The 24,364-nt window shown below is 55.6% G+C and carries 23 protein-coding genes; 16 read left to right on the top strand and 7 right to left on the bottom strand.

All coding sequences use genetic code 11. The annotated features are described in order from the left end of the window. The first annotated feature begins 51 nt into the window (after positions 1-51). Genes ACFFLD_RS04775 through apaG form a run of 5 tightly spaced genes read left to right on the top strand, consistent with a single transcriptional unit; the run spans position 52 to position 5,882 of the window. Positions 52-2,502 carry an LPS-assembly protein LptD gene (locus tag ACFFLD_RS04775; protein WP_386037340.1) on the top strand — a complete coding sequence of 817 codons (2,451 nt, stop codon included), beginning with the start codon at positions 52-54 and terminating at the stop codon, positions 2,500-2,502. Positions 2,503-2,541: 39 nt separating this feature from the next. Next, a complete protein-coding gene (locus ACFFLD_RS04770; RefSeq protein ID WP_386037337.1) occupies positions 2,542-3,564 on the top strand; it encodes a peptidylprolyl isomerase in 1,023 nt (340 codons plus the stop codon). Between the two features lie 14 nt (positions 3,565-3,578). After that, on the top strand, positions 3,579-4,628 hold the full coding sequence (gene pdxA / locus ACFFLD_RS04765) for a 4-hydroxythreonine-4-phosphate dehydrogenase PdxA (protein WP_386037334.1): 1,050 nt from the start codon (positions 3,579-3,581) through the stop codon (positions 4,626-4,628). Positions 4,629-4,680: 52 nt separating this feature from the next. After that, a complete protein-coding gene (rsmA, locus tag ACFFLD_RS04760) occupies positions 4,681-5,508 on the top strand; it encodes a 16S rRNA (adenine(1518)-N(6)/adenine(1519)-N(6))-dimethyltransferase RsmA (protein WP_386037331.1) in 828 nt (275 codons plus the stop codon). Continuing rightward, positions 5,505-5,882: a Co2+/Mg2+ efflux protein ApaG gene (apaG, locus tag ACFFLD_RS04755; protein ID WP_386037329.1), complete on the top strand. Its 378-nt coding sequence runs from the start codon at positions 5,505-5,507 to the stop codon at positions 5,880-5,882. Before rsmA ends, apaG begins: the two co-directional genes overlap by 4 nt. On the opposite strand, the gene ACFFLD_RS04750 is transcribed toward apaG, so the two are convergent. Together ACFFLD_RS04750 and ACFFLD_RS04745 are read right to left on the bottom strand one after the other, a co-directional pair. Continuing rightward, positions 5,879-7,327, bottom strand: a complete 1,449-nt coding sequence (locus ACFFLD_RS04750) for a GMC oxidoreductase (RefSeq protein WP_386037326.1) — start codon at positions 7,325-7,327, stop codon at positions 5,879-5,881. The two genes, apaG and ACFFLD_RS04750, sit on opposite strands and share 4 nt — an antisense overlap. Then, positions 7,327-7,533, bottom strand: a complete 207-nt coding sequence (locus ACFFLD_RS04745; RefSeq protein WP_386037323.1) for a twin-arginine translocation signal domain-containing protein — start codon at positions 7,531-7,533, stop codon at positions 7,327-7,329. The genes ACFFLD_RS04750 and ACFFLD_RS04745 overlap by 1 nt, the downstream gene beginning before the upstream one ends. A gap of 240 nt (positions 7,534-7,773) precedes the next feature. On the opposite strand from ACFFLD_RS04745, the gene ACFFLD_RS04740 reads away from it, so the two are divergent. Beyond that, entirely contained in the window at positions 7,774-8,589 is an 816-nt protein-coding gene (locus tag ACFFLD_RS04740) for a symmetrical bis(5'-nucleosyl)-tetraphosphatase (RefSeq protein WP_386037320.1), read from the top strand. 14 nt (positions 8,590-8,603) lie between these two features. Continuing rightward, positions 8,604-9,749, top strand: a complete 1,146-nt coding sequence (locus ACFFLD_RS04735) for a polynucleotide adenylyltransferase (protein ID WP_446753353.1) — start codon at positions 8,604-8,606, stop codon at positions 9,747-9,749. A gap of 23 nt (positions 9,750-9,772) precedes the next feature. Here ACFFLD_RS04735 and folK read toward each other — a convergent pair whose 3' ends face one another. Continuing rightward, positions 9,773-10,321 (bottom strand): 2-amino-4-hydroxy-6-hydroxymethyldihydropteridine diphosphokinase, encoded by a 549-nt coding sequence (gene folK / locus ACFFLD_RS04730; RefSeq protein WP_386037314.1) that lies wholly within the window; start codon positions 10,319-10,321, stop codon positions 9,773-9,775. Beyond that, positions 10,318-10,698: a dihydroneopterin aldolase gene (folB, locus tag ACFFLD_RS04725; protein WP_386037311.1), complete on the bottom strand. Its 381-nt coding sequence runs from the start codon at positions 10,696-10,698 to the stop codon at positions 10,318-10,320. Before folB ends, folK begins: the two co-directional genes overlap by 4 nt. A gap of 90 nt (positions 10,699-10,788) precedes the next feature. On the opposite strand from folB, the gene plsY reads away from it, so the two are divergent. Beyond that, a complete protein-coding gene (gene plsY / locus ACFFLD_RS04720) occupies positions 10,789-11,361 on the top strand; it encodes a glycerol-3-phosphate 1-O-acyltransferase PlsY (RefSeq protein WP_386037308.1) in 573 nt (190 codons plus the stop codon). A gap of 40 nt (positions 11,362-11,401) precedes the next feature. On the opposite strand, the gene tsaD is transcribed toward plsY, so the two are convergent. Further along, positions 11,402-12,472, bottom strand: a complete 1,071-nt coding sequence (gene tsaD / locus ACFFLD_RS04715; protein WP_386037305.1) for a tRNA (adenosine(37)-N6)-threonylcarbamoyltransferase complex transferase subunit TsaD — start codon at positions 12,470-12,472, stop codon at positions 11,402-11,404. A gap of 214 nt (positions 12,473-12,686) precedes the next feature. Between tsaD and rpsU the strand changes: the two genes are divergently transcribed. From rpsU to rpoD, 3 genes are all read left to right on the top strand, one after another. After that, positions 12,687-12,902 (top strand): 30S ribosomal protein S21, encoded by a 216-nt coding sequence (gene rpsU / locus ACFFLD_RS04710; protein ID WP_016416934.1) that lies wholly within the window; start codon positions 12,687-12,689, stop codon positions 12,900-12,902. A gap of 272 nt (positions 12,903-13,174) precedes the next feature. Next, positions 13,175-15,043, top strand: coding sequence for a DNA primase (gene dnaG / locus ACFFLD_RS04705; RefSeq protein WP_386037299.1), 1,869 nt, complete (start codon positions 13,175-13,177; stop codon positions 15,041-15,043). Between the two features lie 226 nt (positions 15,044-15,269). Then, positions 15,270-17,126: an RNA polymerase sigma factor RpoD gene (rpoD, locus tag ACFFLD_RS04700; protein ID WP_386037296.1), complete on the top strand. Its 1,857-nt coding sequence runs from the start codon at positions 15,270-15,272 to the stop codon at positions 17,124-17,126. A 115-nt stretch (positions 17,127-17,241) separates the two neighbouring features. On the opposite strand, the gene ACFFLD_RS04695 is transcribed toward rpoD, so the two are convergent. Beyond that, on the bottom strand, positions 17,242-17,889 hold the full coding sequence (locus ACFFLD_RS04695; RefSeq protein WP_386037293.1) for a hypothetical protein: 648 nt from the start codon (positions 17,887-17,889) through the stop codon (positions 17,242-17,244). Positions 17,890-18,072: 183 nt separating this feature from the next. Here ACFFLD_RS04695 and ACFFLD_RS04690 point away from each other — a divergent pair, with 183 nt between their 5' ends. Beyond that, positions 18,073-19,440: an L-serine ammonia-lyase gene (locus ACFFLD_RS04690; RefSeq protein ID WP_386037290.1), complete on the top strand. Its 1,368-nt coding sequence runs from the start codon at positions 18,073-18,075 to the stop codon at positions 19,438-19,440. Here ACFFLD_RS04690 and ACFFLD_RS04685 read toward each other — a convergent pair. Beyond that, the gene (locus tag ACFFLD_RS04685) at positions 19,437-20,333 is read right to left on the bottom strand and encodes a LysR family transcriptional regulator (RefSeq protein WP_386037287.1); all 897 of its coding nucleotides are present in this window, start codon (positions 20,331-20,333) and stop codon (positions 19,437-19,439) included. The two genes, ACFFLD_RS04690 and ACFFLD_RS04685, sit on opposite strands and share 4 nt — an antisense overlap. Before the next feature lie 130 nt (positions 20,334-20,463). Between ACFFLD_RS04685 and ACFFLD_RS04680 the strand changes: the two genes are divergently transcribed. The 4 genes from ACFFLD_RS04680 (at position 20,464) to mtgA (ending at position 24,332) form a co-directional block, all read left to right on the top strand. Further along, positions 20,464-21,438, top strand: a complete 975-nt coding sequence (locus ACFFLD_RS04680) for an MBL fold metallo-hydrolase (protein WP_386037284.1) — start codon at positions 20,464-20,466, stop codon at positions 21,436-21,438. Between the two features lie 45 nt (positions 21,439-21,483). Beyond that, complete coding sequence (locus tag ACFFLD_RS04675) at positions 21,484-22,593, top strand: S-(hydroxymethyl)glutathione dehydrogenase/class III alcohol dehydrogenase (RefSeq protein ID WP_386037281.1); 1,110 nt, start codon at positions 21,484-21,486, stop codon at positions 22,591-22,593. 157 nt (positions 22,594-22,750) lie between these two features. Beyond that, positions 22,751-23,605: an S-formylglutathione hydrolase gene (gene fghA, locus ACFFLD_RS04670; RefSeq protein ID WP_386037278.1), complete on the top strand. Its 855-nt coding sequence runs from the start codon at positions 22,751-22,753 to the stop codon at positions 23,603-23,605. Positions 23,606-23,615: 10 nt separating this feature from the next. Then, positions 23,616-24,332 (top strand): monofunctional biosynthetic peptidoglycan transglycosylase, encoded by a 717-nt coding sequence (mtgA, locus tag ACFFLD_RS04665; protein ID WP_386037275.1) that lies wholly within the window; start codon positions 23,616-23,618, stop codon positions 24,330-24,332. The last annotated feature ends 32 nt before the right edge of the window (positions 24,333-24,364 follow it).

The raw sequence follows: 24,364 nt of genomic DNA, 5'->3' as shown, positions 1-24,364 counted from the left end.
GGCATCATGCGGGCTGTATAATACCTATTCTGAATGCCAAGGATAACGAACATGGGCAAGCGATTTTCGCGCACGTTGCCGGTGGCGCATACGCTGATGGGTGGTTTGCTTGCTGGCGCCTCGTTTACGACAGTGGCTCACGCTCAGGATATTCCCGCTGACGCGTTGGATTGGCGACCCTGGGGAAAAGACGAAGTAGCTAATCAATTATGCCGTGGCCGCTATGTGATGCCCGGCTATCGCTTGCCAGCAAACGATAACGCTGAGGCGCTCACCATTGAGTCCAGTGAGGTCGATTACGCCGCTGATGGTGAGGCGTTATTACGTGGAGACGTGGTATTAAGGCGCGGCAATGAAGAGCTGGAGGCCGAGCAGGTGTTTTTGCCTGCCGATCGTCAGCAGGTCGACGCACAAGGCAATATTGCGCTTCGCGATAGCCGGGCCCTGGTGCGCGGTGAGCAGGCTATGCTGCGGCTAAACGAAGACCGGGCGACGCTTAATAACAGCCACTATGTGCTTTACGACCAGCGCTTGCGTGGGCAAGCGCGTCAGCTAGCGCAGACCGCGGAAGGTGAATATCGCCTGAAGGATGCCAGCTTTACTACCTGTGACCCTGGCGCCAATAGCTGGCAACTAGTGAGCAGCGATATTCGCTTGAACCAGACAGAAGGGTACGGGATAGCGCGGCATGCCCGTTTGGAAGTCAAAGATGTGCCGGTCTTTTACTGGCCATGGCTGCGTTTTCCCATCGACGATCGCCGTCATACCGGGCTGCTTGCGCCTTCGATAGGTTTTACCTCAAGTGGCTTTGACTACACCCAACCGTTCTATTGGAACATTGCTCCTAACCACGATGCCACGATTACGCCGCGTTGGATGACCGACCACGGCTTGCTGATGAATGGTGAGTATCGCTATTTGCTGGATGAAAGTGCGGGTATCGTCGAAGGCGGCTATTTAAATAGTGACGATGGTGGCTCGGGCGGCGGTGAAAACCGCTTCAAAGGCGATGACCGTTGGTATGTCGATGCCCGCCATGCAGGTCGGGTGAACGAGCGCAGCAATTATCGTCTGCGCTATGGGGCCGCCAGCGATGGGCGCTATTTCAATGATTTTGGCGGCCAGTTTGGTGAAAGCACCCGTACGAGCATGGAGCGTTTGGCCCAGATAGATTATCGCGGCCAGCGTTGGCAGTTAGATGCCCGTGCGCAGGGGTTCCAGCGGTTGGAAGACCCACTGAACGACAGCGATAAACCCTTTTATCAACTGCCAAGCCTTAGTGCTAATGCCAACTGGCAGTTCGACAATGGGCTTTATACCCAGTGGCGCTCCAACGCGACCTATTTTTGGCGCGATGTGGACGAACGTCAGGTACCTGAGCGCGAAGCGGCGACGGGGGGGCGTTTGCATCTAACCCCTGCCATAGGCTGGCGTTATGAGCAGCCCTGGGGGTATCTGGAACCGCGGACTGAGCTGTGGCATACCGCTTACGAGCTGGATTACGGTGAGCGTGAGACGCAGCGGGGTACCTCGCCCAGCCGCAGCGTGGCGCTTACCTCGATAGACGGCGGGCTGGTTTTTGAGCGTGAACTGGCGCTAGGGGAGCGCGAATATCGCCAAACCTTGGAGCCTCGGCTGAATTATGCCTATGTGCCGCGAACCGACCAAAGCGAGTTACCCGATTTTGACAGCCGAGAGCGCGCCTTCTCCTGGGATCAGCTCTGGTCGACCCGACGTTTTTCGGGAACCGACCGGGTGGGCGATATCAACCGACTGTCTTACGGGGTGCAGTCGCGCCTACTGGAGGATTCCTCGGGTCGTGACCGACTCTCCTTGGGCGTAGGGCAAAGCGTTTATTTTGCCGAACGCCGTATTGATAGCGAAGGCGACGCGGATACGCTGCCGGATCGCCCGGAAGAGAACCCTAACGTGAATCCGCTAAGCCGCTATCAGGCGACTCGGGATCGTTCGCCGCTGGTGACTCGCCTCGACTGGCAGATCAATGATCGCTGGAGCACTGGCTACGAATGGCTCTACGATGATCATCTTGAACGTACCGAGCGATCAAGCGTTGACGTGAGATACCGTCATCCCGAAGGGCACGTAGTGAACCTTGGCTACCGTTGGGAGATCGAAGGCTTCGATCCCGGTGTGGTGCCTGGTGACGATGGTTTTCGAAATTATAACCGCGAAGAATGGGACATGTCGTTTGCCTGGAAAGCCAGCCCTAACATTGATTTGATTGGTCGCTACCTTCACGATCAAACCAATGAGCGATCGCTTGAACAACTGGCGGGCGTGCAGTGGAACAACTGTTGTTACGGTCTACAAGTGGTATGGCGCGAATGGGTAGATGACAATGATACCGCTTACATTGATGATGATTTTAATGACCGCGGCATATTCTTGCGCTTCGTATTCCGTGGATTAGGCGGCGTAGGTAAGGACGCGGACAGTTATTTTGATCAGGCCATTCCTGGCTATCGCCCGACGACTTTATAAATGACTGCCATAGAATGGCTAACGAAAGAGACGTTTGTGATGAAAATGAGAAAGCCCCTGCTAGGCCGTATGAGAAAGCTCTCTGCTGGTAGTCTGTTAGCCCTGTGTGTCGGCGCTGGCTTGGCGTTGGCGCCGCTTGCACTGCAGGCGCAAGACTTTCAGTCTACTCAGCGCCAAGCGTTGGACAGCGTAGTAGCCGTGGTCAACAGTGACGCCATCATGCGCAGTGAATTAGATGATCGCATGGCGCAAATCGAGCAGCAGGTTCAGTCGCAGGGCGGCAACCTTCCTCCTCGCTCTCAGTTGGAGCGCCAGGTGCTTGAGCGTATGGTCATGGAAGAGATCCAGCTGCAGATGGCGAAAGACGCCAACTTGAGCATTAACGATACTGAGTTAAATGCTCAGGTGCGTTCAATTGCTGAAGCCAACAGCATGACGTTGGAAGCGTTTGCCGATGCGCTGGAAGCCGAGGGTACGACGCTGGCCGCAGTACGCGAGGAAGTGCGTCGTGAACTGCTTATGCGTCAGGTACAGCAGCGTCAAATTAGAAGCCGCGTCTCGATAAGCGACCGTGACGTTGAGCGTTTTTTGAGTCAGCAGGGGCAATCCAGCGAGCAGAACTTCATTGAAGAAACGCGCGCCCGCCATGTACTGATTGCCTTAACGCCAAATCGCGATGAAAACCAGGCGCGTGCCCGGGCTGAAGAGGTACGTGAACGCATCATGCAAGGAGCCGATTTTGCGTCGGTGGCGCGAGAAGTAAGTGATGATAGCGGAAGTGCACTTAACGGTGGTGCGTTGGGATGGGTGCGCCCTGGGCAAACCGTGCCCGCCTTTGAAGAGGCAATGCGTGGCCTGGAGATTGGTCAAATCTCTCAGCCGGTGCGTTCGCAGTTCGGCTATCACCTGATCGAAGTAGAAGAGCGCCGTCGCCAAAACGTGACGCAAGAGAGCCAACGTGAGCAGGTACGCCAAGCGATTTTCCAGCGTCGCGCCAATGAAGAACTCGAAAGCTGGCAACAAGAGATACGCTCGCAAGCGTTTGTTGATATTCGCCTCTAATGAATAACCGCGCCATGGACAACGATAGCGTCTTGCCAGTGGTGGTCACCACTGGCGAACCGGCGGGCATTGGGCCTGAGCTGGTGCTGATGCTGGCTGCTCAAGGGCAACTGCCTGCCAATACGGTGGCGGTTGGTGACCCTGAGCTGTTGCGCGAACGCGCGAGCGCACTAGGGCTAACGGTGTGTGTCACAGAGTGCTCGTTCGGTGAATGTCCGCAAGGCGCGGGGCTATTGCCTGTTTGGCCTGTCACGCTGAACGCCCCTGCGCCGCCAGGCGTGCTCAATCCCGCCAATGCTGACTATGTATTGGCTACATTGGCGCTGGCTGTCGATGCCTGTCACCATGGTCATGCGGCGGCCATGGTGACCGCGCCGCTGCACAAAGGCGTGATTATCGAGGGCGGCCACGCTGACTTCACGGGCCACACCGAATGGCTGCGGGATAGGTGCGGTGTTAATGATGTCGTCATGATGCTGGCCACCGACAGGGCGCTGCATGCAAGCTCACCCAATTGGCAAGGTAGTGGCGATTTACGCGTGGCACTGGTGACGACGCATTTGCCGCTGCGCGATGTGGCTGACGCTATCACCTTTGAACGCGTGACTCACATTAGTCGCCTACTCGTGGCTGATTTGCAGGCCCAGTTTGGTATCGCCAAGCCACGTATTGCCGTGTGCGGCTTAAACCCCCATGCTGGCGAAGATGGTCATCTTGGCCGTGAAGAGCTGGATATCATTATTCCTGCGCTTGAGTCGTTACGCGCTGAGGGGATGGATATCGTCGGCCCATTACCCGCCGATACGCTGTTTACCCCTCGTCACTTAACCGGTATCGATGCCGTACTAGCGATGTATCATGATCAGGGCCTTGCCGTACTCAAATATGCAGGCTTTGGGCAGGCGGCCAATATTACGCTGGGCCTTCCTTTGGTGCGTACGTCGGTCGATCATGGCACGGCGCTGGATCTAGCTGGTAAAGGCGTGGCAGACCCGGGCAGCCTGAAGGTCGCTATCGCCCTGGCACGCCGCTTAGCGGCGCAACGACAGGCTGTTGATTCATAACATTGGCTGCCTAACTACATTTTTTGTTTACGTTTCCAAGGAACACCGCTTGATGTCTAATGTGCCCCAACACCGCGCTCGTAAACGCTTTGGTCAGAACTTTTTACGCGATCTTGGCATTATTTCGCGGATCGTTCGTGCTGTTGGGCCACGCGCGACGGATCGTCTCGTCGAAATTGGCCCAGGGCAGGGGGCGTTAACCGAGCCGCTGCTGGAGGCGGCGGGCCATTTAGAGGTAATCGAGCTTGATCGTGACTTGATCCCTGGCCTTCGGGTGCAGTTTTTCAACTACCCTGATTTCGTCATTCATGAAGGTGACGCATTAAAGTTTGATTTTGCCGCGCTCAAGGGAGATGGGCCTGCGTTACGCGTGGTGGGTAACCTACCCTATAACATCTCTACGCCGTTGATTGTGCATCTGCTAGCCGCCGGTGATGCGATAGCGGATATGCATTTTATGCTGCAAAAAGAAGTCGTAGAGCGCTTGGCCGCAGAGCCCGGTGGGCCGGACTGGGGGCGTCTTTCGGTGATGGCGCAGTATTACTGCCATGTCGAACAGCTATTTATTGTGCCGCCAGAGGCATTTGTACCGCGCCCTAACGTCGATTCGGCTATTGTCCGGCTCACGCCTCATGAGTCGTTACCTCATCCTGCGGATGACCCTGCGCTGTTGTTTGAACTGGTCAAGCTGGCGTTTGGGCAGCGACGCAAAACACTGCGTAATAATTTTAAAGGCCGGGTCAGTCCCGCGACCTTGGAGGCGCTCGGCATCGACCCTATTCGTCGCCCCCAAACGCTGACCGTGGCCGAGTATGTCGCCATTGCCAATCGCGTTGCTGCCGACGAACAAGCGATCAGTGAGCGGAGCGATCCGGCGTGAGTGGGCTAGCGATTGAGGTAAGTGTTGTGCCCAGTTATCGGGCCGATGAGTCCAATGATGTGGAGGAGCGGTACGTGTTTAGCTACACCGTGACCGTCCACAATCAGAGTCCTCATAGCGTTCAGCTGATGGCCCGCTATTGGAAAATTACCCAGGGCAGCGGCGATTGCCAGGAAGTGCGCGGCAAAGGCGTTGTCGGCCAGCAGCCGCTGATTGGTCCCGGGCAGAGTTTTCGCTATACCAGCCGGGCTATTCTGCAAACCCCTGTCGGGGTAATGGAAGGTGCCTACACGTTGCTGGACACCTCCACGCAACGCGCGTTTGAAGTGTCGATAACGCCATTCAGGTTAGCCGCGCCGCTACAACTTCATTAAGTATTCTCGGTCAGTCGTTGGGTAAGATGGTCGCAGAGGCGAAGGGCCAGTTGCACTATCGTTAACGTCGGGTTGGCGTGACCGGCGCTGGCAAACACGCTGGATCCGGCTATATAGGCGTTGTCTTGAGCAAACAGCCGACAGTCTGAATTAACGATACCGTCCTTGGGCTCATTGCTCATCCGCGTGCCGCCCATATGGTGGCGTCCAGCGAGTTCGCCCTCGGTCGGCAACGTTACCGGTGTCTCGGCCAGCCATTCGGCCATTTGCAGCCTGCCTAGGTTGTTGTCGCGCAGATACTCCCCGAGCAGCAGCATGCTTTCGCGAATCGTTCGGTGATCCAACTCAGACTGCTGCCATACCAACCGACTGCGTGGAATACCCAGCGCGTCTAGCTCATCGCCCAGTTCAATGCGATTGTCATAGCGTGGCTGTTGTTCCCAGGCAGCTCTCATCACCGCACCGTGAATGACTTGCCCTTGGGCTTGCCAAACACGCAGCCGTCCGCCCAATGTCGGTGCTTGATCGGCGAGCTCATCTATCAGTTCCTGGGTAGCGTCAGCGTTCATACGGTGCAAACGCAGCCCACAGTTAAGTATTTGACGTGACTCAAGGGACGCCGCCGTTGGGGAAAGGAATACATTGTAATCCTCGGCCAGCCCTAGTTCCTCTGGCTTGAACAGCAGCGCTTTGCCTACCGTAGCGTGAGGATGCTCCATCCAGTAACGGCCCAGCGTATCGGCGTCAGGTATCAAGGCGCCATTAGCCTGACGATTGCACCATAACAGCAGGCGTGAGTTTTCGATGCCGCCACAGGCGAGGACAAAATAGCGTGCGCGCACCTGACGATAATCACCTTGATAGTTCTTGAAGGTCGCGCTGGTGATGTTGCCATGCTCTGTTTCTAGCGCCACCAGGTTGGCAGTCAGGCAGCATTTCAGCGTGTTTGATGCGCTGAGCGTAGCGGCATATTTGTCTTTCAGGCGGGCGGGGTTGCCTAACGAAAAATAGATACGCTTGAGCCCTGAGTCATTAACGAGGTGATCCTGAGGTGTCGTCACCAGATCGAGCACACTAGCGGCAGCCCGGTAGTAAGGCGAGAGCGCGCTACGCTCAATCGGCCATGCCGTTTCAGGCGCGGCTTCTTTAGCGCTGAAATCATAGCGATCCAGTGGGCGGCAAACGCCTCCCCAATGATTGGTTGAGCCGCCCAAAAAGCGTAACCGGGCGCCGTATAGCGGGATGTAAGGATCACCGACAGATTCGCCGCGGTAGCAATCCTGGGAGCGCTCGCTATAGTCGGCGTCGCCTCCTTCGCAGAGTAGAACACGGTGCCCGCGTTCTGCCAGCGTGACTGCCATGGTAATGCCCGCCGCGCCAGCGCCAATAATGCAAACATCCACCGCGTCGCTGTGTTCGCTGATATCGTTAAAATCAATAATCATCAGAGGTCACTAGCATTCAGTAGCCAACCCTTCAGAACAAGCGGTGTCGATGGAGGTGAAAGAGGGGGGCTTCCCGCCCAGGCCGTTGGTAATAGCGTGCCGCGAAGTAGCGCCGGTGGCATGGGAAGCAGAGCGGCACTAACCCCCGCTAGAGTGGCCGCTTTTAGCAGCCTGCGCCGAGTGTGGTTCATCGTCATATCTGTCATGTTTTTCCGTAAGCGTATAGCGAGAGGGCAAACTCCAAAGCGTAACAACGCTTGTTTGGATAGTGATTCAGGTTGCATGTTTGCGCCAGTATTAAGTCATAAGAGACTCGCATGTGGCGGGCATAGCGGGCCGGTGGGATGCTACTATTTACTCAACGATGGGTTATTCAACGCAGGCGGATGCAGCGACGCGTTACGCAATGATTGATTACCCACCTCATCTGTTTATAAAGGCTACCCATGAGTACCTATGTCATCGGCGATTTACACGGCTGCCATGCTGAATTCGTTACCTTGCTGGAACAGCTTGGCTTTACTCCCGACAGGGATACGCTGTGGCTCGTAGGCGATTTGATTAATCGGGGCCCAGGGTCACTGGCGTGTCTGCGCGAAGTGCGTGCATTAGGTGGCGCCGCCCGTAGCGTCTTGGGGAATCATGATTTTCATTTGCTGGTAGTGGCGCGCGGTGGCGGTAGCGTGAAGAAAAACGACACCCTCGACGATATTCTTGGCGCCCCTGACCGCGAAGATCTGCTGGATTGGCTGCAATGTCAGCCGTTAAGTGTATACGAAAATAATCGGCTGATGACACACGCCGGGCTGCTTCCCCAATGGAGCGTGGCACAGGCTGCCGCCTTGGGGCGTGAGGTAGAGTCGATGTTGGCAAGCGAGCTGTCGGGCCAGTTCCTGACACAGTTGTTTGGCAACCAGCCCGCTAGATGGCGTGATGATCTAGACGGCATAGAGCGGCTGCGATTGATTGTGAATGTATTGACCCGGATGCGCTTCATCGATGCTCAGGGGCGCTTGGACTTTAGTGCTAAAGAGGGGCTTGATAGCGCTCCAGAGGGCTTTCTACCCTGGTTTCAGTACCCGCGCGAGGACAATGTCCCACTGCTGTTTGGGCACTGGGCAGCCCTGGAGGGGCAGACACCTCAGGCACAGGTGAACGTGCAAGCGCTGGATACGGGCTGTGTATGGGGAGGGCGTTTAACCGCGCTAAACCTGGATAATGGCGAGCGAACTAGCGTACCCAGCCAGCAGCGGAGCAAATAGAAATGGCTAAGGACATGGCTGACACGGTGCTGCACGGGGTTAAAAAAAATGCTGACCCACGTTTGGCGGGCCTAAACGTGTATCGGGTTGGCGGGGCGGTGCGCGATGCACTACTGGGTAGGCCCGTGGTCGATAACGATTGGGTCGTTGTTGGTGCCACTCCAGAGATGATGCGCCAGCGTGGCTTTAAGCCTGTGGGGCGCGATTTTCCGGTTTTCCTGCACCCTGATACGGCTGAGGAGTTCGCACTGGCCCGAACTGAGCGCAAATCTGGCCATGGCTATTCAGGGTTTGAAGTACACGCTAGTCCCGATGTTACGCTGGAAGAAGATTTGCTGCGGCGTGATCTGACGATCAACGCCATCGCTCAGAGCACTCAAGGCGAGTTAACCGACCCGTTTGATGGGCAGGGCGACATTGAGAAGCGGCTGCTAAGACATATTTCCTCAGCGTTCAGTGAAGACCCCTTGCGTGTACTGCGCACTGCGCGTTTTCTGGCCCGATACGCGTCAATCGGATTCTCGATTGCCGCCGAAACAAAAGCACTCATGCGTCAGGTGAGCCAGTGCGGTGAGCTGGAACACTTGGCCGCCGAGCGGGTGTGGGTCGAAACCGAAAAGGCGCTTGGAGAGCCAAACCCAGAAGCCTATTTTGCTACGTTAAAGGAGTGCGATGCTCTGACGGTGTGGTGGCCTGAACTGGTGGGCGAGCCGCTAGCGAAAGGATTGGCCGCATTAGCCCAAGTGCCTGCTCATAGTGCGCTGCCCATGGCCCATTGGCGCTATGCACAGCTGGTGTCGCCGCTCAGTGAGGAGCAGCGCGAGATGTTAGCAGAGCGACTAAAGATGCCCAATGCGGTGGCACAGCTTGCCCGTCATACGTCACTGACTCAGGCGCTACTGGGCACCTCGATAAACAGTGCGAACGTGCTGCAATGGTTAGAACGCCTGGACAGCGTGCGCAAGCCTGCCCAGGCTGAGGAGCAACTGGCACTCATTAAGGTGCTTGCCCCTGGCGAGTTAGCGTCACTTAGGCGCGCCTTCAAAGCGTTTCGCGCCGTGAACCCGCAGGCGTTAATCGCCGAAGGGTACCAAGGCGCTGCGCTGGGGGAGGCATTGCGTCAGCGTCGCGGTCAAGCCGTGGTGGCTGCATTGAGCTAGCGTCCGCTCTACTATGGCTGGCTTTATCGCCGTGCGGTGGCGAAACAGGGCTGTTGATCAGTCTGTGATACCCAGCGCCCACGCCAACGAAAGTCGACGGGCCATAGGCGTTGGTCACCTAGCGTAAAGGCGTCCCACAGTGTTGCGTAAGGGGTGCCGCAGAGAGGATGTTGCTGGTCGGGTAGCAGTTCCGCCATCGGCTGCAAAACAAATGCATTATGAGTGATTTCACCTCGAGGCAAGGTCACATCGTCAATCGTGCCGCAAAGGTTGCCTACCGTTAATAGATCAATGTCCAGTGCGCGAGGAGTGAATTTGGCGATATCGGACGGACGACCATGCGTGATTTCAAGCTGTTTTGCCCACGTCTGCAGCTCGCCTGGCGTCCAGTGGCTGTGAAAAGCCACCACTAGGTTATAGAAATTGCGGCTATCGGAAAAACCGACGGGCTCGCTTTCAAAGACACGAGAGATTTGCAGAGCGCCGAAGGTATCTGACAGCGCATCAAGGCAGTAACGAATATTTTGGGCGGGGTTAATATTGCTGCCTAAGCTAACGGTAACGAGATTCATGCGTTGGGCTCCTGCGCTGCCTCCGGGAGGCTACCGCGGGTGATTTCCAGGCCTACACTAGCGGCGTTGGGAACCGCGCCTGGTTTACGAACGGTGAGGCGCAGCCAGGCAATGGGGAACTCGTTGCGCAGGCACTCCGCCAGGCGTTCGGCGAAGGTCTCCACCAGCGCAAACTGGTGGGCATCGGCAAACTGCTGGATACGCTGGCAAATAGCAGCATAGTCCAGTGTCAGGCGTAGATCATCAGTGGCTGCTGCCGAACGAATATCGGTCGCTAGCGATAAGTCTAAGCTCAGCGTTTGTTGAATCGAACGCTCCCAAGCGTAGACGCCAATGACCGTATCAACGGTTAACGCTTCTATTAAAATGCGATCCATCTACCTTCTCCCCACTGCAACAAGCGAGGGATTGTACGTTAGGATGGGTGTAAACGACAGCGAGCCTGACCACAAAGCGAGCATGCAGCCATGGGATGGATAGTGGTGGGGTATTTAAGCGGCAGTTGGTTGGCAGCGCTGAGCGTTTGCCGTCTTGCTGGGGTGGGTGATCCCCGTCAGCATGGTTCGCTAAACCCTGGGTTTTCAAACGTGCTGCGTCTTTACGGCGTCCGCTTGGCGACAGCGACGCTGTTGCTGGACGCGGTAAAAGGCATGCCCGCCATAGTGGGGGCGGTAATAATGAGCTGTCCGATATGGCTCCAGGGGCTCGTCGGGTTGGCGGTGTTGCTGGGCCACAGTTTTCCCCTGTGGCACGGCTTTCGCGGCGGGAAGTCGGTCGCTTGTGCGTTTGGCATGCTGCTGGTGTTGGTGCCCAGCGTCGCGCTCTTGAGTGCGGTTATCTGGGCGCTACTGGCGTGGCGCTGGCAGACCGCGGCGGCGGCCTCGCTCACCACGGCGCTTGTGGCACCGCTCGCCTGCGTCTGGTTAGCACCTGAGTACGTCATCATCGTGGGCGGGTTCAGCCTGCTGGTACTGGCCCGCCATGGGCTTAATATCGGCCGGCTTCGGCGTGGGGAGGAGACCCCGTTTCGAGGGCCATAATGCTAGACATAGCACGAGTTGGTTAGGGCGAGGGGGCCTGTTACGCCTCCGTCACCAGCGGGGCGGTGGCCGATGGTGGGGTGAGTTGAGCAAGCGGCCACCGCGGTGTCGCCTGCATCACGCCTAACGTGTCGCATTCGCCTGCAGCCAAGCGCTGAGCGCCTACATAGGCAATCATTGCGCCATTGTCGGTACAAAAGCGCCCGCGTGGATAGTACGCACGCGCTTGGCGTTTTTCACAGGCGTCACCTAAACGTTCGCGGAGGCGTTGGTTGGCGCTAACACCGCCTGCCACGACCAGCCGCTTCAAGCCGGTTTGATCCAGCGCCCGCCGACATTTAATCACCAGGGTATCTACCACCGCCTCTTCAAACGCACGGGCCACATCGGCACGTGCTTGCGCGTCAAATTGTCCCGCGGCCTCTAACTGACGAATAGCCGTCATGGTATGGGTTTTTAAGCCGGAAAAACTGAAATCTAGTCCTGGCCGATCAGTCATTGGGCGCGGGAAACGAAAGCGTTGGGGATCGCCTTGCTCTGCCAGCTTCGCGACCTCTGGCCCCCCGGGGTAAGCAAGACCCAGCATTTTGGCGGCTTTATCAAAGGCTTCACCGGCGGCATCATCGACTGATTCACCGAGGAGTTGATAGCGCCCCAGCCCCTGAACATCCACGAGCTGGGTATGGCCGCCCGATACCAAAAGTGCCACGAACGGAAACTCAGGCGCGTCATCTTCGAGCATCGGCGCCAGTAGATGCCCTTCCATATGGTGTACACCCAGCACCGGTATCCCCAGCGCGCGAGCCATGCCGTGAGCCGTGCTCGCCCCTACCATTAACGCGCCGACCAAGCCTGGTCCAGCGGTGTAGGTGATTCCATCTAGATCGTGGCGCGTCATGTTGGCGTCACTAAGCACCTGTTCGATCATGGGCAGCAGTTTGCGGGTATGGTCCCGCGAGGCGAGCTCGGGTACCACGCCGCCAAATTCGGCGTGCATGGCGATCTGGCTATACAGCGCGTCGGCGAGCAGGCCGTCGCCTCCTGACAAGGCCGTGTCATACAGGGCGACGCCGGTTTCGTCGCAGGAGGTTTCAATGCCGAGCACTCGCATAAAAGGAACTCTTAAAGAAGATAAAGGTGAAAAAACACATGTGCATTAGTTTAGCATTGTCGCCGCAGGTGAGCGTAAGCATTTGCAAAGATGGCCAGCGACGACTAGACTACTGTGCGCTGTAAAAACTGGGTCGTGCATGGCACTCTAAACTGCTTTATTGCCGTGTACGTACTATCCGAACTCAAGAATCCTTAAGGTAGGTGAGTGCTTAATGCCTTCTGTAAAAGTACGTGATAACGAGCCGTTTGACGTCGCCCTGCGTCGCTTCAAGCGTTCTTGCGAAAAAGCCGGCGTTCTCTCTGAAGTACGTCGTCGCGAGCACTATGAGAAGCCGACTGCTGAGCGTAAACGCAAAGCGGCAGCTGCCGTAAAACGTCACGCCAAGAAGCTTCAGCGTGAGCGTAAGCGTTTCGAACGGCTCTATTGATCCGTACCCGAGGGGGCCGGAGCAGTTAGCTGGTCGTCTCAAGAGGGATACCAAGCGGCCGCCGATAGGTGGCCGTTTGTTTTTCGGTTTTTCATTGCTGTTTATATCCATCGCTGTTTGCTGTTTAAGGTGATCTGGCTATTGCCTGATGACCCTAGGCAGTCTCTTAAGAAGCAGTGTTTTAAGAAACAGTGGTTTAAGAAACAATGTCTTAAGAAGCAGTCTCTTAAGCGTCAGCGAGTTAGCGTTATACGCGAGGATGCCCGACGTTCATGGCAGGCCAGATTCCACAGCGGTTCATTGATGACCTGTTAGGCCGCGTTGATGTGGTCGAGGTGGTTGGTGAGCGCGTGCAGCTCAAAAAGGCTGGCCGCAACTACTCGGGACTTTGCCCCTTCCATCAAGAGAAAACACCTTCCTTTACGGTTAGTGCTGATAAGCAGTTTTATCACTGCTTTGGCTGCGGTGCTAATGGCAACGCACTGCGTTTCTTGATGGAGTACGACAAGCTGCCTTTTCCCGAGGCGGTAGAACAGTTGGCGGGGCGCTTGGGAATTGATGTGCCCCGTGAGGGTGCTGATGACCCGCGAGCTCAGCAGCGTGAGCAGAAGCGTAAAGAGGGCGTTAATCTACTTGAGCTGTCCGCCAGTTTCTATCGCGAGCGATTAAAAATGCAGGAGGGCCAGTCCGCTCAGCGCTATCTGTTGGGTCGTGGGCTCTCGGAAGAGGTCATTAAGAGCTATGGGATTGGTTACGCTCCTGGTGGCTGGGAAGCACTAAAACAGCACCTTAGCGAGCGTGGCATCAATGAGTCAGTTCAGGTGGAGTACGGCCTGCTGATTCATCGCGAAGATACCGGGCGTACCTATGATCGTTTTCGTGATCGGGTGATGTTTCCGATTCGTGACCTGCGGGGAAGAACGATTGCGTTTGGTGGGCGGGTAATGGGCGATGATCAGCCTAAATACCTTAACTCACCAGAAACGCCGGTGTTTCACAAGGGGCGTGAGCTGTATGGCTTGTTTGAGGCGCGCCAAGCCTCGAACAAGCTTGAGCAATTGGTCATGGTCGAAGGCTATATGGACGTTGTGGCGCTGGCGCAATATGGCATTCATAACGCTGTTGCAACGCTTGGGACCGCGACCACGGAAGACCATTTAACCCGCCTGTTTCGCTTGGTGAGTCGGGTGGTGTTCTGTTTCGATGGAGACCGTGCCGGACGCCAGGCGGCCAGCCGGGCGCTTGAAACTGCATTGCCGCAAATGATTGATGGGCGTGAGGCGCGCTTTCTGTTTCTGCCCGAAGGTGACGACCCGGACACGCTGGTGCGTCGTGAAGGGTCGCAGGCATTTCAGGATCGAGTGACCTGTGCCATGCCGTTGTCGGAGTTTCTGTTCGAGCAAGCGGCCCAAGGGCGCGACTTGAACACGGTAGAAGGGCGAGAGCGTTTTGCCAGTCAAGTGCTTGAGGCATTGAACAAAGTACCTGATGGCATGCTCAAATCGCTATTGCTGGAATCATTGGCGCAGCGTAGTGGATTAGCGCAGGAGCAGTTAAAAACCTTGCTTGAGAAGCGTGCCGCCGCCACCCGCCAACATGCATCCAGCGGTGCGGGAGGCCAGTCACCAGAAGCGTCGTCTGCGGTTGATTCGGCACCGGTCGCTAGGGTGGGCGCGAGGCAAGCGGGATCTGCTCAGTCATCTCCATCGCGCACCCGGGCGCTTTCGCCAGTCGGGCGTATCGCGCAGCTGTTGTTGCACGAGCCTGGTCTGGTGGCCGCACTGCCTGACTCCTTGGCGTGGCTGCCAGAGGATGACGATACGCCGCTATGCCAAGAGCTGATCGCTCTTCTCAAGGCGGGGCGTTATCGCAGCCCGCAGGTGGTATTGGCGCACTTTCAGGGCAGTGAGCAGGGGCGTGCCCTGGCAGCTCTCGCCAAGCGTGAGCTGCTGATTCCAAAAGCCGATCGGGAAGCAGAGCTGACTGGGTTGGTTGAGCATTTGCAATACGTTCAGCGCCAGCGCTCTCCGCAAGGCGAGTACGAGGCACTACTGGCGCAGGAGCGCGCCGGGCATAAGTTAGATAAGGAGCAGCGCCAGCGTTTGGCAAGCTTGGTAATGGAGCTTGCGCAGCGCCAATAAGGCGGTGTTTTGGACGATGGGGGTTGAATTCCTGCCGTTTCAGCACCACATAAAGGGGCAGCCATCGATCACTGGCCTAACCGAACAACCTAACACACCTGGATGACCGCGCAAATACGTCACGCTGGAAAAAAACCGGTAGATTACGCTATACTGTACGGCTTGTTGAGTTTAATCGATTCAGCGCTCCAGGAGTTTCATTCTTCTTCGTCGAGATAGGGTTTCTATGGCTGGAAATGCGCAGCAGCAGTCACGTCTGAAGGAGTTGATCGCACGAGGCAAGGAACAGGGCTACCTGACCTATGCTGAGGTCAACGATCATCTACCCGAGGATATCGCCGACCCGGATCAAGTGGAAGACATCATTGGCATGATCAACGACATGGGTATTAGTGTCGTTGAAGAAGCGCCAGATGAAGACACTTTGATGATGTCGGATCACTCCACGGACGAGTCCGCTGCGGAAGAGGCCGTAGCGGCCCTTGCCGCCGTGGAAAGCGATGTAGGACGCACCACTGACCCGGTACGCATGTATATGCGTGAGATGGGCACGGTTGAACTTCTGACCCGTGAAGGCGAAATTGAAATCGCCAAACGGATCGAAGAAGGCACCCGTGAGGTGATGTCGTCTTTGGCCTATTTACCGGGTGCCGTCGCGTCTATTCTTGACGCCTATGACGCTACTCAGGATGAAGAAGCGCCTGGGCGCCTTTCAGACCTGTTTTCCGGCTTCATTGACCCCGATGAAGGCATCCCTGGCGTTGCCGAAGCGGAAGTGCCTGAGCCGGAGCTTGAAACCGACCTTGGTGATGGTGATGAGGTTGACGGCGACAGCGATGATGAGGATGAGGATTCCACTGCCACCGAAGGCGGGCCTGATCCAGAAGAGGCGCGCGCACGTTTCGAACAGATTCGTGAGCAGAATGCCTTGGTTGAAGCGGCGTTTAACAAGTACGGTCGCGGTAGTGCCGAACTCAAGGCTGAGCAGACCCGTTTGGCGGTGCTGTTCTCGCCCATCAAGCTGGTACCCAAGCACTTTGAGCGACTGGTCGGCCAAGTGCGTATTAGTGTTGAGCAGGTGCGTGCCCAAGAGAAAGCGGTCATGCAGCTGTGCGTGAAAAAAGCCAAGGTGCCGCGTAAAACGTTCATCAAGTCGTTTCCCGGCAACGAGTCGAGCAAGACATGGCTGGATGAATTTCAGGCCGCGCAGAGCAAGTACGCTGATCGCCTTGAGCCGCTTCGTGCCGACATCGCCCGTGCTCAGCGCAAGATCGCCTTTGAAGAGGACATGGTCCAACTCTCGGTTGCCGATCTTAAAGAGGTGAACCGCAAGCTCTCCATTGGTGAGGCGAAAGCTCGTCGCGCCAAGAAAGAGATGGTTGAGGCCAACTTGCGTTTGGTGATCTCGATTGCCAAGAAGTACACCAACCGTGGTCTGCAGTTCCTGGATCTCATTCAGGAAGGCAACATCGGCTTGATGAAAGCGGTTGATAAGTTCGAATATCGCCGTGGCTACAAGTTCTCGACCTACGCCACCTGGTGGATTCGTCAGGCAATTACCCGTTCGATCGCCGACCAGGCGCGCACCATTCGTATCCCGGTGCACATGATTGAGACGATCAATAAGCTCAATCGCGTATCGCGCCAGATGCTTCAGGAAATGGGCCGAGAACCGACGCCGGAAGAACTTGGCGAACGGCTTGAGATGCCGGAAGATAAAGTACGCAAGGTGCTCAAAATCGCCAAAGAGCCGATCTCCATGGAGACGCCGATTGGTGACGATGACGATTCACATCTGGGCGACTTTATCGAAGACGGCACTATGCTGCTGCCGATTGATATGGCCACCGGTGAAGGCCTTATCGAAGCCACGCGTAACGTATTGGGTGGCTTGACGGCCCGCGAAGCGAAAGTGCTACGCATGCGTTTCGGTATCGACATGAATACCGACCATACGCTGGAAGAGGTAGGCAAGCAGTTTGACGTCACCCGCGAGCGGATTCGTCAAATTGAAGCTAAAGCGCTGCGTAAGTTGCGCCATCCGAGCCGCTCCGAGCCGTTACGGTCGTTCCTTGATGAATAAGGCTAAGTAGCCCGCCGTCAGGACCTAAAAGCCCGCCGTTCATTGAACGGCGGGCTTTTTCATGAGGCTCTTTTAGCAGGTCGGTTGCCACCGCCGGGGGTGGCAACCGTGGTGCTCAAGGAGATAACTGCTTAGTTCGGTAAAGGCGTCGGGCCAAGAGGAGTAATTCAAGCGTGGCGAAAAGTATTAAGCTGTAACCGAGTAGCTCAACCACTTCTTCGGCGACGTCCTTGAAGATGCGCACGTATTGATCGTCAAGCACGGCTTGCCACATGATCGTTCGTCCATACAGGCGTGAGAAGATATAGGTAGTCAGCACGCCTGCTGTGAACAAGCCAAAGGCAAACGTATTGCTGTAATAAGCAAATTCTTCAAGAAAGCGACGCCGTTGTATTACCACCCAGACGATAGAGGGGAGGATGATTAATGTCACCAGAACCTTCCATGTATTTCGGGCTATATAGGTATCTAAAAAATAATCCTGTTCGCGCACCAGCGAGGAGGCCACAAACGCCAATAGCAGCAGGGTAATGGTGGGCCACACCTTGAGCACATGGCGAATGTAAATCAGCATGGCGCAGCAGGTGAACAGGACTATCGTTTGGGTAAGTTCGGTAAACCCTAGCTCTGAAAATCGCACGGAAGGGAGATAGAGCGCTTCTAAATAAGCACCCTGGGCAATCGCCCCAATAAATAATACGTACAGTACCGCACGCACTAGAATATCTTTAAAGCCAATGGGCCAAGAAGGGGTAGGAGGCATACCAACATCCTTTTAGGTAGGCAGCTTAAGCATAACCGGAAACATGCACAGATGAATGTTCATTATATCGTCATGTTTATGTGTTCGCACGTGGATATTGTGGTGAAACCACTGATGTCCAGGGAGTGTCACCACAAGATGATAGACTGATAAGTAATAACAACTTTCTGAGAGGGGGGAGGTATGGCTATTAGTGTGTTTGATCTTTTCCGTATTGGCATTGGGCCGTCCAGCTCTCATACGGTGGGTCCTATGCGAGCCGCGCGCGACTTTGCCCTGGCGCTAGACGACACTAACGTGACTCGGGTAGTGGTAAGGCTGCATGGCTCCCTGGCTGCAACTGGGGTGGGGCATGGGACCGATCAAGCCGTCATCATGGGGCTGATGGGGGAAACGCCTGAGCAGATTGAGCCGGACAGCATCGCCACGCGCTTGCAAAGGCTGAATGACGGTGAGCCTTTGTTGCTTGCTAATGGTCAGCAGGTGGCCTTTGATCCTGCGACCGACGTGGAGTGGGATGAGTCATGTCTACCGTTTCACCCTAATGCGATGATAGTGAGCGCTTATGAGGATAAAAAGCTCCTTGCGACCAATACGTTTTATTCGCTGGGTGGCGGCTTCTATGTCGATCAGGCCAAAGCCGATCAAGGTGAGGTGGGTGAAGACAGCACGCCGCTAGTGTATCCCTTCAATACGGCTACGGAGTTACTTGCCTTATGCCAGCAGCACCAACTGCGGATTAGCCAGTTGATGCTTGAAAATGAGAAAGCCTGGCGCAGCGAGACGGCTATTCGCGAAGAGCTGCTGACCATTTGGCGCGCGATGAGTGACAGTATTGAAAATGGCCTACGAGCGACGGGTCATTTACCAGGGGGGCTGCACGTTCGTCGCCGTGCGCAATCGCTGCATCAACAATTACTAAATCCGCCCGTTAATCAGCGTTTGATTGTGTCCAGCTTTACGGTGATGGATTGGGTTAACGTCTTTGCGCTAGCGGTTAATGAAGAGAATGCCGCCGGGCGACGTATGGTCACGGCGCCTACCAACGGTGCTGCTGGCATTGTGCCCGCCGTGTTGGCGTACTACTTAAAGTTTGAACCGGAGGCTAGTGAAAGTGATGTCGTGGACTTTCTGTTGACCGCCGGAGCCGTGGGTATTCTGTGCAAAAAGAATGCCTCGATTTCTGGCGCAGAAGTGGGCTGCCAGGGCGAGGTGGGTTCTGCTTGTGCGATGGCAGCTGCCGGTCTTGCCGAGGTGCTGGGGGGGACGCCTGGTCAAGTAGAAAATGCGGCCGAAATCGGCTTGGAACACAATTTGGGCCTGACCTGCGACCCGGTAGGTGGCCTTGTGCAGGTGCCCTGTATTGAGCGCAATGCCATCGCCTCCGTCAAAGCAATTAATGCTGCTCGCATGGCGTTACATGGTGATGGTGAGCATTTTATATCGCTGGATAAAGTGATTCGTACCATGCGCGATACCGGTCGCGATATGCAGGATAAATACAAGGAAACATCCAAAGGCGGGCTCGCTGTTAACGCTATAGAGTGCTAAATAAGCGCGTTTTTAGGCAATAAGCGGTCAATATTGGTGACCAGATAATCAACCAGTTGGCGAATTTTGGGTGACATGTGGCGGTGGCGAGGATACACCGCCCAGACGGCGGTATCGTGGTGCTGAAACGGTTCGAGTACTGCCACTAACTCTCCGCTGGCCAGATAGGGGGCCACGTAGTAGTCAGGTAACTGAGCAAGTCCTAATCCTTTGCGCGTCGCATCTAATAGCGCAGGCCCTGAGTTTCCGCTCCAGCGCCCCTCAACACGCACTTCTCGACGTTGCCCGTTCACTTCAAATAGCCAGTTGGGCCGTGAGCCGATCAAACAGCGGTGCTGGCTAAGTTCACCCAGCGTATGGGGGCGCGGCGCTTGGCGAAAGTAATCTTGAGAGCCAACGATGTACTCGCGCCGATCGCAAAGGCGCCTGGCGATCAAGCTGGAATCTTTTAATACCCCCATTCGAATAGCAATATCGTAGCCTTCTTCAATCAACGCCACGGGTCGGTTGGTAAAGTGCATATGAACGTCTAGCTGGGGGTGCAGCGCCTGAAACTCATTAACCAGCGGCGCGATAAAACGCTCACCGAAGGTGGTGGCGGAGGTGAGTTTCAGCAACCCATTGGGCTTGGCTTGGAGCTCGCTCAGCGCTTGCTCTGCATCGCGCAGGCCATCAAACAGATGGCGGCAGTGTTCCTCATAGGTAGCGCCGGCATCGGTCAAACGGATCTGGCGGGTGGTGCGATAAAGCAGCTGCACGCCCAGTTGATTTTCAAGCTGGCTCACCAAGCGGCTGATATGGGAGGTAGATACATTCAAGTGACGTGCAGCGGCAGAAAATGTGCCTAACCGAACCACTTCAACAAAGGCCTCAATTCTGCTCCAGTGCTGCATGCCAACTCCTTGGGATGATGACGATTGTTGCTCAGTGACAATAATCTTATGAGTGTATCCCGCTTTATCAACAGTGCCTAGCTGACTTACACTGCTACCATTACTCACATATCAACGGAGGGTATAGGCTATGTCCAAATCTCTGATTAAGTGGACTGTAGGTACGTTGGCGTTTTCGATGAGCGCCGTTAGCGCACAGGCGGAACTGCCCAGCCAGCAGCAAGAGCAAGCCCCTGGCTGGTTTAGAATGATGGTGGGGGAGTATGAAGTCACCGCGCTTTATGACGGTCAGACCACTATCGATACGTCATTGCTGAAAGGCATGGAGCAGGATGAGATTCTCCGTCACCTAAATACTCTCTTTATTGATGCAGAGAGCGGAATGCAAACTGCCGTCAATGCGTTCCTTATTCATACTGGCGAGAACCTGGTGCTAGTCGATGCCGGTTCTGCTGCCTGCTTTGGCCCCACGCTTGGACAAGTGGAAAGCAACCTGCGCGCATCAGGCTATTCGCCAGACGAGGTCGATACGGTATTGATGACCCATCTGCACCCTGACCACGTGTGCGGTTTGGCTGATGAAAACGGCGAAGCGGTTTATCCGCAGGCCGAGCTACGCGCCAGCCAAGCTGATGCGGATTTTTGGCTGGATGAGGAGCGCGCAGCAGCGGCTCCCGAAGGTAATCAAGCTTTCTTTGAAATGGCCCAAAACGCGGTTGCGCCTTACCAGGCCTCAGGCCGGTTCAAGCCTTTCACCGCAGGCGATGAAGTACTGATGGGCATTGTTGCTCACGATACCCACGGGCACACTGCCGGGCACACCAGCTTTATGCTCAATAGTGATGATGATGCCATGCTGGTATGGGGCGATGTGGTGCATAGTTATGGCGTTCAATTTGCCGATCCTACGGTCGCCATTGAGTTTGATTCCGACCCCGAGCAGGCTATTCGCACACGTGAAAGTGTGCTCGAAAGTGCCGTTGAAGATAAGCACTGGATAGCGGGTGCCCATATGCCATTCCCAGGTATTGGTCATATCGTAAAAGAGGAAGAAGGCTATCGCTGGTTGCCAGTTGAGTTTGGGCCGATAGCCACTGACGATTAACGTCTACATGCTTGTTTTGATAGTCACGTACATTTAGGAGCCAACATGAAATCACGCGCAGCTGTTGCATTGGAGGCGGGTAAGCCGCTTGAGCTGATAGAAATTGACGTTGAAGGCCCGAAGGCGGGTGAAGTGCTGGTAAAAATGGCTGCCACGAGCGTATGCCATACGGATGCCTACACGCTTTCCGGCGCTGATCCTGAAGGTAACTTTCCTGCTGTACTCGGTCACGAAGGGGCGGGTGTGGTGCAGGAAGTTGGCGAGGGTGTCACAAGCCTCAAGCCTGGCGACCATGTGATTCCGCTTTATACCGCCGAGTGTGGCAAGTGTAAGTTCTGCCTCTCGGGTAAAACCAACCTGTGTGGCAGCGTGCGCGCTACTCAGGGTAAAGGGGTAATGCCCGACGGTACGTCGCGTTTTTCCCTCGATGGTAAAATGCTGCACCACTATATGGGGACGTCTACCTTTAGTGAATACACCGTATTGCCTGAAGTCTCCCTGGCAGTGGTGTCGAAAGAAGCCCCGATGGATAAAATCTGCCTGCTAGGCTGTGGTGTCACGACAGGGATAGGCGCTGTCTTGAATACTGCTAAGGTGGAGCCGGGTAGTACGATTGCCGTGTTTGGATTGGGCGCCATTGGACTGGCGGTCATTCAAGGGGCGGTGATGGCGAAAGCATCGAAAATTATCGCGGTCGATGTCAACCCGGATAAATTTGAGCTGGCCAAACAGTTTGGCGCCACCGACTTTATTAATCCAAAAGATTACAGTGATCCCATTCAACAGGTGATCGTGGATCAAACGGATGGCGGCGTTGACTACTCCTTCGAGTGTATTGGTAACGTTAACGTGATGCGTTCGGCTCTGGAGTGCTGCCACAAGGGATGGGGTGAATCAATCGTGATCGGCGTTGCTGGCGCTGGCGAAGAGATCTCAACTCGGCCCTTCCAGCTGGTGACCGGACGCGTCTGGAAAGGCTCGGCCTTTGGTGGTGTTAAAGGGCGTAGCGAACTGCCGGGCTACGTTGATCGCTATATGAACGGTGAGATCAACATCGATGATTTCATCACTCACGATATGCCGTTCGAGAAAATCAACGAAGCGTTTGAGTTACTGCATGCAGGCAAGAGTATCCGTACTGTGCTGCACTACTAATGGTTGGTAGGCTGATGGCGGACGCTTTTAAACGCCATCTTTTGCCTTGTTGATAACGACTTTCTGCTTTTTTAAGTAGTATGGTAAGTACGTTGGAAACGCTAAAGCGCGGTAGGGAAGACCTGCCGCGTTTGCTGCATTTAAAGGAACCCTGCCCATGAGCATGAGTGAAACCTTAGAACTGGTGTCCGCCAACCGTAGTTTCGGCGGCTGGCATAAGCGCTACCGCCACTACTCACGTGCGCTGGACTGCGACATGGTATTTGCTGTTTACCTGCCGCCACAGGCGGAAAACGAACGCGTACCGCTGCTATGGTGGTTGTCAGGGCTAACCTGCAATGACGAAAACTTCATGCAAAAAGCGGGCGCGCATCGTCTAGCCGCTGAGCTGGGGATCGCTATCGTTTGCCCGGATACCAGCCCGCGTGGCACCGATTTGCCTGGCGAACATGAAAGTTATGACTTGGGCTCGGGCGCTGGGTTTTACGTCAACGCCACAGAGTCGCCATGGAAGTCTCATTACCGTATGTACGATTACGTCATTGAGGAGCTGCCTTCCGTTGTACGTCAGCATTTTCCGGTCAATGGGCGCGAATCTATCAGCGGCCATTCGATGGGAGGTCACGGTGCGTTGATCCTGGCACTGCGTCATCCAGGACGTTTCAGCTCGGTATCCGCTTTTTCACCGGTGGTTAACCCGATGAATTGCCCATGGGGTCAGCAAGCGTTTAACGCTTATTTAGGTGACGATCAGTCACGCTGGCGCCAGTACGATGCCTGCGAGCTGGTGGCCAATGGGGCATCGCGTCAACGTCTGTTCATCGATCAGGGGGAGGCGGATCAATTCTTGGAAGAGCAACTCCAGCCCGAGCGCTTGGAAGCTGTTTGCGACGAGCACGATCATCCTTTAACGCTGCGTCGTCAACCGGGCTACGATCATAGCTACTTCTTCATTGCCTCGTTCATTGAGGATCATTTGCGCTATCATGCAGATCATCTCTTGAAGCGTTAAGGATAGTCGGATGTTCAATCGCACGCTGCGTCGTTTTATGCGCCAAGTATGGCGTATGGTTTGGCGCGGCGTTTTGCTCTTTGCCTTGGTGTCAGTAGCGTTCGTGTTGCTATTTCGTGTGGTTCCGCCACCAGGGTCGATGGTCATGGTTGAGCGTAAGGTACAGAGCTGGGTGCATAGCGACCCACTTCGCCTCCAGCGCGAGTGGCGCGATTGGGATTCGCTTTCTGCTAACGCCAAGATAGCCGTGATTGCCGCTGAAGATCAGCGCTTCCCGCACCACAGTGGTTTTGATTTCGTCGAATTGCGCCGGGCCTTCCTGGCGAGCCGTGATGGCGGTAAATTGCGTGGTGCCAGCACGTTAAGCCAGCAAACGGCTAAAAACGTCTTCTTGTGGACGGGTCGTAGCTGGACGCGAAAGGGGCTTGAGGCGTGGTTTACGCTGTTGATTGAGCTGTTCTGGAGTAAGCAGCGAATTTTGGAAGTCTACCTTAATGTCGCCGAGTGGGATCGTGGCGTGTTTGGTATTGAGGCCGCTGCTCAGCACTATTTCGGCGTTTCTGCCCAGTCGCTGACTGAGCGCCAGGCGAGTCTGCTGGCAGCGATTTTACCTAGCCCGCTTACGCGAAGTGCGGCGCGCCCCGATGCACAGGTAGAGCGGCGCAGCCAATGGATACGTCAGCAAATGCGCAACTTGGGTGGGGCTGGTTATTTAGAGCATCTATAGGCGCTTGGTAGTTTGTCTGCTCGTAGTTCTGT

This window comes from Vreelandella sulfidaeris (genome assembly GCF_042429665.1).
GTDB lineage: Bacteria > Pseudomonadota > Gammaproteobacteria > Pseudomonadales > Halomonadaceae > Vreelandella.
This window is presented reverse-complemented; position numbering and strand designations above follow the sequence as displayed.

Bases quoted from the DNA above. Each gene is read 5' to 3' on its own strand.
- ACFFLD_RS04775 (WP_386037340.1), top strand. From the start codon at position 52: ATGGGCAAGCGATTTTCGCGCACGTTGCCGGTGGCGCATACGCTGATG.
- ACFFLD_RS04770 (WP_386037337.1), top strand. From the start codon at position 2,542: ATGAAAATGAGAAAGCCCCTGCTAGGCCGTATGAGAAAGCTCTCTGCT.
- pdxA (WP_386037334.1), top strand. From the start codon at position 3,579: ATGGACAACGATAGCGTCTTGCCAGTGGTGGTCACCACTGGCGAACCG.
- rsmA (WP_386037331.1), top strand. From the start codon at position 4,681: ATGTCTAATGTGCCCCAACACCGCGCTCGTAAACGCTTTGGTCAGAAC.
- ACFFLD_RS04750 (WP_386037326.1), bottom strand. From the start codon at position 7,327: ATGATTATTGATTTTAACGATATCAGCGAACACAGCGACGCGGTGGAT.
- ACFFLD_RS04745 (WP_386037323.1), bottom strand. From the start codon at position 7,533: ATGACAGATATGACGATGAACCACACTCGGCGCAGGCTGCTAAAAGCG.
- ACFFLD_RS04740 (WP_386037320.1), top strand. From the start codon at position 7,774: ATGAGTACCTATGTCATCGGCGATTTACACGGCTGCCATGCTGAATTC.
- ACFFLD_RS04735 (WP_446753353.1), top strand. From the start codon at position 8,604: ATGGCTGACACGGTGCTGCACGGGGTTAAAAAAAATGCTGACCCACGT.
- folK (WP_386037314.1), bottom strand. From the start codon at position 10,321: ATGAATCTCGTTACCGTTAGCTTAGGCAGCAATATTAACCCCGCCCAA.
- folB (WP_386037311.1), bottom strand. From the start codon at position 10,698: ATGGATCGCATTTTAATAGAAGCGTTAACCGTTGATACGGTCATTGGC.
- plsY (WP_386037308.1), top strand. From the start codon at position 10,789: ATGGGATGGATAGTGGTGGGGTATTTAAGCGGCAGTTGGTTGGCAGCG.
- tsaD (WP_386037305.1), bottom strand. From the start codon at position 12,472: ATGCGAGTGCTCGGCATTGAAACCTCCTGCGACGAAACCGGCGTCGCC.
- rpsU (WP_016416934.1), top strand. From the start codon at position 12,687: ATGCCTTCTGTAAAAGTACGTGATAACGAGCCGTTTGACGTCGCCCTG.
- dnaG (WP_386037299.1), top strand. From the start codon at position 13,175: ATGGCAGGCCAGATTCCACAGCGGTTCATTGATGACCTGTTAGGCCGC.
- rpoD (WP_386037296.1), top strand. From the start codon at position 15,270: ATGGCTGGAAATGCGCAGCAGCAGTCACGTCTGAAGGAGTTGATCGCA.
- ACFFLD_RS04695 (WP_386037293.1), bottom strand. From the start codon at position 17,889: ATGCCTCCTACCCCTTCTTGGCCCATTGGCTTTAAAGATATTCTAGTG.
- ACFFLD_RS04690 (WP_386037290.1), top strand. From the start codon at position 18,073: ATGGCTATTAGTGTGTTTGATCTTTTCCGTATTGGCATTGGGCCGTCC.
- ACFFLD_RS04685 (WP_386037287.1), bottom strand. From the start codon at position 20,333: ATGCAGCACTGGAGCAGAATTGAGGCCTTTGTTGAAGTGGTTCGGTTA.
- ACFFLD_RS04680 (WP_386037284.1), top strand. From the start codon at position 20,464: ATGTCCAAATCTCTGATTAAGTGGACTGTAGGTACGTTGGCGTTTTCG.
- ACFFLD_RS04675 (WP_386037281.1), top strand. From the start codon at position 21,484: ATGAAATCACGCGCAGCTGTTGCATTGGAGGCGGGTAAGCCGCTTGAG.
- fghA (WP_386037278.1), top strand. From the start codon at position 22,751: ATGAGCATGAGTGAAACCTTAGAACTGGTGTCCGCCAACCGTAGTTTC.
- mtgA (WP_386037275.1), top strand. From the start codon at position 23,616: ATGTTCAATCGCACGCTGCGTCGTTTTATGCGCCAAGTATGGCGTATG.